This window comes from uncultured Dialister sp., assembly GCF_900541605.1.
In the GTDB taxonomy this organism is placed as follows: Bacteria; Bacillota; Negativicutes; order Veillonellales; family Dialisteraceae; genus Dialister.
Genome location: NZ_UQKJ01000107.1, coordinates 1 through 6,582, shown reverse-complemented (window position 1 = coordinate 6,582; position 6,582 = coordinate 1). Strand labels below are relative to the sequence as shown.

Here is a 6,582-nt window from a genome sequence, read left to right as displayed (position 1 = left end):
GGCTGAGGTTAGCTGATGGAAACTGTTGGAAGCGCCGCAGGCGAATCAGCCTTCCCAGCAGCTAGCCGCTAGCAGCTAGAAGCTCCATGCCAATGACTCTACCCATCTGCGCCGAGCACAGCAGCTCGACAAACCGCAATATGATGAACCCCCTTCTTCAACATTCATCACCAACACGAAAAAGCTCCCATTCCGAAACCATTCGGAATGGGAGCTTTTTTATTGCTTATTCAGGCCTCAATTACCAGTTTCTGAACTTAGCCGGCGGATCATAGAGGCCGCCGGACCAGTCTACGAGGTCCTTCATATTCTTGGCTGCCAGGAGATCCCTGGTTGCTTCTGCCCGGTTGATACCCAGGTCTTCCGGAAGCTTTACGATGCCTTCCTTACGGAGTCTCTTCGTAACTTCCGGATCTTCCTGTTTGCCCACATCCGTCTTGCCGGCAACGGCACGGATAGCATCCATTCTTTCTTCCATGTTGTGGCATTTATGGAGACAGGCAATACCCACTTCAGACACGATATGGGTAAGATCATCGGAGTAAATCATGATCGGTTCCAGGTCCAGGTTGGCATTCTTCTTCAGGGCCACGGCATCGAGCTGGTCCACAAAGCCCGGGAAGCCTTTTGCAGAGACCGTGGTAATCATCTGGACTACCAGCTTCTTGCCCCGGTTCCGATCACCCATGAGTTCATAGCGGTTTGCAACTTCTTCGCCGCACTTCTTCCATGCTTCTGTCACATGGCGGCGGCCCTTGGCATCGCAGCCCATGTTCGGAGCACCGCCAAATCCGGCCACATTATTCTTTGTGGCGGTGGAGGAGTTGCCGAACCGGTCGATCTGCATGGTGGAGCCGATGAACATGTCTGCCGCATAGTGGCCGGCAGCCTGGCAGAAGGCACGGTTGGACCGCATGGTGCCATCCGGTCCGATAGCAAAGATATCCGGACGGGCTTTGATGTATTCTTCCATGCCCACTTCAGAGCCGAAGGAATAGACAGCCTGTACCCAGCCCGTTTCAATGGCCGGAATCAGGGTCGGATGGGGATTCAGTACCCAATGGGTGCAGATCTTACCCTTAAGGCCCAGGGATTCACCGAATGTCGGCAGGAGCAGTTCTACAGCTGCCGTATCGTAGCCGACACCATGGTTCAAGACTTTGACGCCGTATTCCGCATAAATACCTTTGATAGCCATCATGGCCTTCATGATGCGGTCGTTGGTAATCTTGGCAGGGTCCCTGGTGAAGAGGGGGTTCAGGAGGTACGGGGTCGGTGCTTCAATGACAAAGTCCACCCAGTCCGACGGAATATCCACTCTCGGCACCTTGTCTACAATCTTATTAACCTGGAAAATGACGATGCCCTGGTTAAATTTTGTAGCTTCTACAATGGCCGGTGTATCTTCCGTGGAGAAGCCGGTGTAAATATTGCCTTCCTTATCGGCTGCATCGGCACAGACCAGGGAAACTCTCGGTACCAGGTCGATGAAGTAACGGGAATACATTTCCAGATACGTATGGATGGCACCCAGTTCAATGCCCCCATTCTGTACCATCTGTGCCAGCCGTTTGCCCTGGCTGCCGGCATAGGCAAAGTCCAGCTTCCGGGCGATGCCCTTATCAAAGACATCCAGATGTTCCGGAATGGAAAGGGTGGACTGAATCATATGGAGATCATGGACTTTGGAAGGATCTACCTTGCAGAGTTCCTTGGCCAGGAAATCAGCCTGTTTCTGGTTATCCCCTTCAATGTTGACCTTATCTCCCGGACGGAGAACTGCTTCCAGTAGTTTTACCGTATTGGCGGGATCTACGATCTTTCCATCTGCATAAACACGGGCTGCATTCAGTCTGGCAGCGGTATCATCGCCCCTGGTATGCCAGTTCTTATTGCACGGTTTGATTTCTAACATAGCATGAAGTCCTTTCTTTTATAACAATAGGGAAATACATAAGCGGCAGCTCAAGCTGTCTTATATACAGGTTTCATATTTTTATTATAGCCCCTTCTGAAATTGGTTTTCAGGTCCGGGGCACCCGCCGCGGGTACCCCGTTCCCGAAAAGGAAGGGAATCATTCCGGTTTGGCTCCCTGTGAGAGACGGGAAAATAATTTCCCAGGACCGCCGCCCCGGAATGGCAAATCCATCAGAAGAACAGAGTGGTGAGGAAGTAGAATACCGACGGGAAGAGCAGGCATCCGAGGCCGGTATAGAAGGTAGCCGTCATAGCAGCATAGGGTACGAGCCTCGGGTTGACTGCGGCCATACCGGCTGCGGTACCGGAGGTGGTTCCCATGATACCGCCAAAGGCCATGGCGGACTGGGGGTTATTGATGGAGAGGGGTTTGGCCACGAAGGGGGTAACCACCATGACCAGTACCGATTTCACAACGCCGGCGGCGATGGAAATCGCAATAACCTCAGAAGAAGCGCCAAGGGCAGCTCCGGTAACCGGTCCTACCACGAAGGTCGCCACACCGGCACCGATGGTGACAAGATCTACGGCACTGGTATATCCAAGGGGATAAGCCACGGCGATACCAGCCACGAGGCAGATAAATTCACCGAAGAACAGGGAAGCTACACCACGCCAGCCGATTTTCTTGATTTCCCGAAGGTCCGCGCCGAAGGCGGTAGAAACAATGGCGAAATCCCGGAACATGGCGCCGCCCACAAGACCCATACCTGCAAAGAGCGGCACATCGGCGATCCCTTTGTGGCCGCCGGTGGTGACACCGCCGATATAAGCCAGGACCAGGCCCAGGAAAATGGCAATGGCGCTGCCATGGATACGTCCCTTGGTAAGGCCTGCCAGTTTATAAGAAATGTACATGACAATGCCCAGCAGTGCAAAGGCAAAAACCATGCCGTTTTTAACAAAAAGTTTTGTAATCATTGCTGCAAGATCCATGATTTCCTGCCTCCTTTATTTCTGGTCTTTAACCACATCTTCATCCCTGGCCCAGGCTTCTCCGTGACCCTTGGAGAAGAACGGAATGGCCAGATAGCCAATAACCACTGCCAGTACAGCACCAACAAGAGCTACGACACCGCCTGCAAGAGCAGCTGCCACGTTCTGGATAGAACTCATGGCTACGACGATGGGAATGTACATGGCACTCCAGAATTTAATGCCCTGTTCTTCCGGTGCCTTCATGTACCCCTTCTGGATAGCCCAGGTAGAAATAAGAATCAGGAACAGCATAGCAAAACCTACGCCGCCGATATTGGCATTGATTCCCAGGAGAGCCCCCAGTAAATCACCTACGAAGTTGCCGGCCAGATAGCAGCAGGCAAGAAGCGCAACACCATAAACAACCATAATAACACCCTTCCTTTCCTTCGAAAAGCAGCTCTCCTTCCCCCACTGCCCTTTGGGAAAGTTCCTGTCCGCTTTTCAAAAATTTGGACCTGACAGGCTTCCTATTTGCTATAATAAAATCAAATAGGGCTTATCAAAAATCCTTTGTTTTTCTTCACCATCAGTATACCCGCTATCTCCAATAGATTAAAATATAATTAGCTAAGATGCGGAAAACAGGGGGTAAGATGCAAACGAAATGCATGGATTTTCGGATTCATAGCCGCGCACATAGAATTAATAGAAATTATTTATTATTTTTATCGTTTTATATAACCTTTAAGCTATAAATTATGCTCTTTTTTCCTTTTTATATATTCAGGAAAGGATGGTTGCCATGAATGCCTCTTGGGTCGTCGGTATACAGCATGTCTGGTTCGGCATTTCTATTTTCCTGCTGCTGCTCCTCCTGATCTGCCGTACCACCTTTTTCAGGGAAGCCATTTCTGCCAAACACTTCAGCCGGAAACATACAATTCTTTTTATCATCCTCTTCTCCGTCATGTCCATCTGCGGCACCTACTGGAACGTCAGTGCCGGCGGCGGCATCATTAACTTCCGAGCCGTGGGCATCATCCTTGGCGGCTTTGTAGGCGGCCCCATCGTAGGAACCGTGACCGGTCTCATCACAGGCTTCCACCGGGCCTTCTTCATCCAAACCGATGCTTCCTTTATCCATGGGGGTCTCTCTATCCTCCAGGGCATCGCCGCCGGATTTCTGTCCAAGCGGCTGAAGAGCCACCACCAGCAGCTCTGGCTTTGGGCCTTCATTGATGCCCTGGTGCTGGAACTCCTTTTCTGGATGTTTTTCGCCTTCCTCACATTCCCCCAGTCTTTAGACAATCCCTATGGCTTCTTCAGCCTGTCCCTGCCGATTATCGTAACCAATACCATCGCCGTGAGCCTGTTCTACATGGTCATTGAATTCTTCATCCACCAGCGGGATTCTGAAAAGACCCAGACCACCCGTACCACATTCAATGCGGTGGCAGCCCTCTTTGCCACTCTCCACGATGGATTTAACAACACGAACATCGCCAGCATTGCGGAACTTGTAACATCCTCCCTGCCAAACCTGACCTGGACCGCCATTTCCTACAAAGATCATCTGTATATCCATACCAATTACAGGAATGATACCGACAGGAACCAGGGGGACGCAGAAATCGCCATACTGAAGCTGCAGAAGAAACTGCCCGACATGCCCCACCTCATGACACTGCCCGTGATGTACCACCACGATACCGTGGGCTACATCATTGCCGCCAAGAGCAAGGGCGATACTTTCACAAAGATGGGTATCGAATTTCTCCACGGCATCTGCCACGTGATGGAAGCCATTTATGAATACGACAAGATGAAGGAAGAGGAAAACCTGTTGGCGGAAGCGGAAATCCGCGCCCTCCAGGCCCAGATCAACCCCCATTTCCTCTACAACACGTTGAATACCATCAGCTACTACGTCCGAAGTGATCCCGATACGGCGCGAAAACTCATCCAGTACCTGTCTGACTACTTCCGCCACAGCCTGAATAACCCATCCAAGCTCATTCCCCTGTCCGAGGAGCTTCACGTCATTGAAAGCTATACGGAGCTGGAGCGGGCTCGCTTTGGTGACCGCCTGAAAATCACCTATGATTTCCCAAAGGATAAACTGGATACCATTCAGGTACCGCCGCTGCTGCTGCAGCCCCTCGTGGAAAACGCCGTGATTCATGGCATCTTCAAGCGGCCGGAAGGCGGAAAAATCAAAGTGGGCCTCATCGAGCACCCGAAGTACTATAAAATCTACGTCCTTGATACGGGGGTTGGCATGTCCCCCAGAAAGAGGAAGAAGCTCCTCATTGACCACAAGCGGCGGGACCAGATCGGCCTCATCAATGTGCACCAGCGGCTTCTCTCTCTCTTCGGCAAATCCTCAGGCCTCCATATCGTCAGCAAGGAAAATAAGGGAACCCTGGTCTTCGCCAATATTCCCAAGATTGAAGCTCCCAGGAAGCCAAAGGCCCAGAAAAAAAGCGATGAGCTCACAAAACCCATCGTCCTCCACCCCTTGGCAAAAGAAGAGGGCTAGGCCAGGGCACTGGCCTGAAACTTCCAGCAGTCAGTTATCAGGATAAAGAATCAGCCTGCGGCGCTCTATCAATTGTGCGCCGCCACCTCCATTCCTAACTCCTAATTCCTAATTCAATAACCTGACTGAAACTCAAAATTGTGTACATAAAAGCAAGAAGGAAAATACCCATGGAACAAATCAATGCACTGGTAGCGGATGATGAACTCCCGGCCCGGGGAGAACTGAAGTATGAACTGGCCTCCATTCCCGGCGTCAAAGTCGTAGGGGAGTGTGCCAATGGGAAAGAGGTCCTGGCCTTTCTCAAGTCCCATCCCAATGTGGATATTCTTTTTCTGGACATTGAAATGCCCATCATGAACGGGCTGGAATGTGCCCAGAAAATTCTGGCCATGGACCTGCCCCTGAAAATCGTATTCGCCACAGGATACAGCCAGTTTGCCCTCCAGGCCTTTGAGCTGGAAGCCTTCGACTATATCCTGAAACCCTACTCGGAACAGCGGATTCATCGCATCATAGACCGCCTCGAAGACAGCCTTACCCTCCGGCGCCAGAACATGGTGCCCGGCGAAGTCACCGCCAGCTCCCAGAAAATAGCCATCCAGACAAGGGATAGAACCCTCATGATATCCCCGGCCCGGGAAATCGTACTCATTTCCACGGAGAAATCAGACCGCTCCCTTTTCTATACCACCAGCGGCATCGTGGAATCCCGGATGACCCTGCGGGACATCGAAAGCCTCCTTACCCCTTTGGGATTTTTCCGTACCCATAAGGGATATATCGTGAACCTGTCCATGATCCACGAAATAGAGCCCCAGGATAACGGCACCCTCCTCCTCACCATGACCCGCTACGAGAAGCAGAAGATTCCGGTATCCCGGCATTACATCAAGGCATTTAAAGATATACTGCACATATAGCCAATTGCGGTTTGTCGAGCTGATGGAGTTTGTGGCTGGCCGGCGGGCTGCTCGGGTGAATGGGGCATAAGGGTTGTGGGTTGGCATCGCTACGCTCGCCAACCGGGTGGTGGCTTCAACATCGCTTCGCTTGTTGAAGCGGGGACATAAGGTTGGACAGCGGCTTTGCCGCCATTGATCGGCCTCTTTCCTCGGAAGGCGAGGGTCCTGCAGAGGACCCT

5 protein-coding genes are annotated in these 6,582 nt (G+C 51.8%); 2 read left to right on the top strand and 3 right to left on the bottom strand.

The genetic code is table 11. The features are described from left to right. Positions 1–241: 241 nt before the first annotated feature. From mdcA to madL, 3 genes are all read right to left on the bottom strand, one after another. Positions 242–1,915, bottom strand: coding sequence for a malonate decarboxylase subunit alpha (mdcA, locus tag QZR21_RS07435; RefSeq protein WP_296974686.1), 1,674 nt, complete (start codon positions 1,913–1,915; stop codon positions 242–244). Between the two features lie 234 nt (positions 1,916–2,149). Then, positions 2,150–2,914: a malonate transporter subunit MadM gene (gene madM / locus QZR21_RS07430; protein WP_296095804.1), complete on the bottom strand. Its 765-nt coding sequence runs from the start codon at positions 2,912–2,914 to the stop codon at positions 2,150–2,152. Between the two features lie 15 nt (positions 2,915–2,929). Then, positions 2,930–3,325 carry a malonate transporter subunit MadL gene (gene madL / locus QZR21_RS07425; RefSeq protein WP_296095806.1) on the bottom strand — a complete coding sequence of 132 codons (396 nt, stop codon included), beginning with the start codon at positions 3,323–3,325 and terminating at the stop codon, positions 2,930–2,932. 376 nt (positions 3,326–3,701) lie between these two features. On the opposite strand from madL, the gene QZR21_RS07420 reads away from it, so the two are divergent. Together QZR21_RS07420 and QZR21_RS07415 are read left to right on the top strand one after the other, a co-directional pair. Next, positions 3,702–5,438, top strand: a complete 1,737-nt coding sequence (locus tag QZR21_RS07420) for a histidine kinase (protein ID WP_296974682.1) — start codon at positions 3,702–3,704, stop codon at positions 5,436–5,438. Between the two features lie 170 nt (positions 5,439–5,608). Then, positions 5,609–6,361 carry a LytTR family DNA-binding domain-containing protein gene (locus tag QZR21_RS07415; protein WP_296095811.1) on the top strand — a complete coding sequence of 251 codons (753 nt, stop codon included), beginning with the start codon at positions 5,609–5,611 and terminating at the stop codon, positions 6,359–6,361. Positions 6,362–6,582 lie beyond the last annotated feature (221 nt).

Coding starts and splice junctions, on each gene's coding strand:
- mdcA (WP_296974686.1), bottom strand. CDS start 1,915: ATGTTAGAAATCAAACCGTGCAATAAGAACTGGCATACCAGGGGCGAT.
- madM (WP_296095804.1), bottom strand. CDS start 2,914: ATGGATCTTGCAGCAATGATTACAAAACTTTTTGTTAAAAACGGCATG.
- madL (WP_296095806.1), bottom strand. CDS start 3,325: ATGGTTGTTTATGGTGTTGCGCTTCTTGCCTGCTGCTATCTGGCCGGC.
- QZR21_RS07420 (WP_296974682.1), top strand. CDS start 3,702: ATGAATGCCTCTTGGGTCGTCGGTATACAGCATGTCTGGTTCGGCATT.
- QZR21_RS07415 (WP_296095811.1), top strand. CDS start 5,609: ATGGAACAAATCAATGCACTGGTAGCGGATGATGAACTCCCGGCCCGG.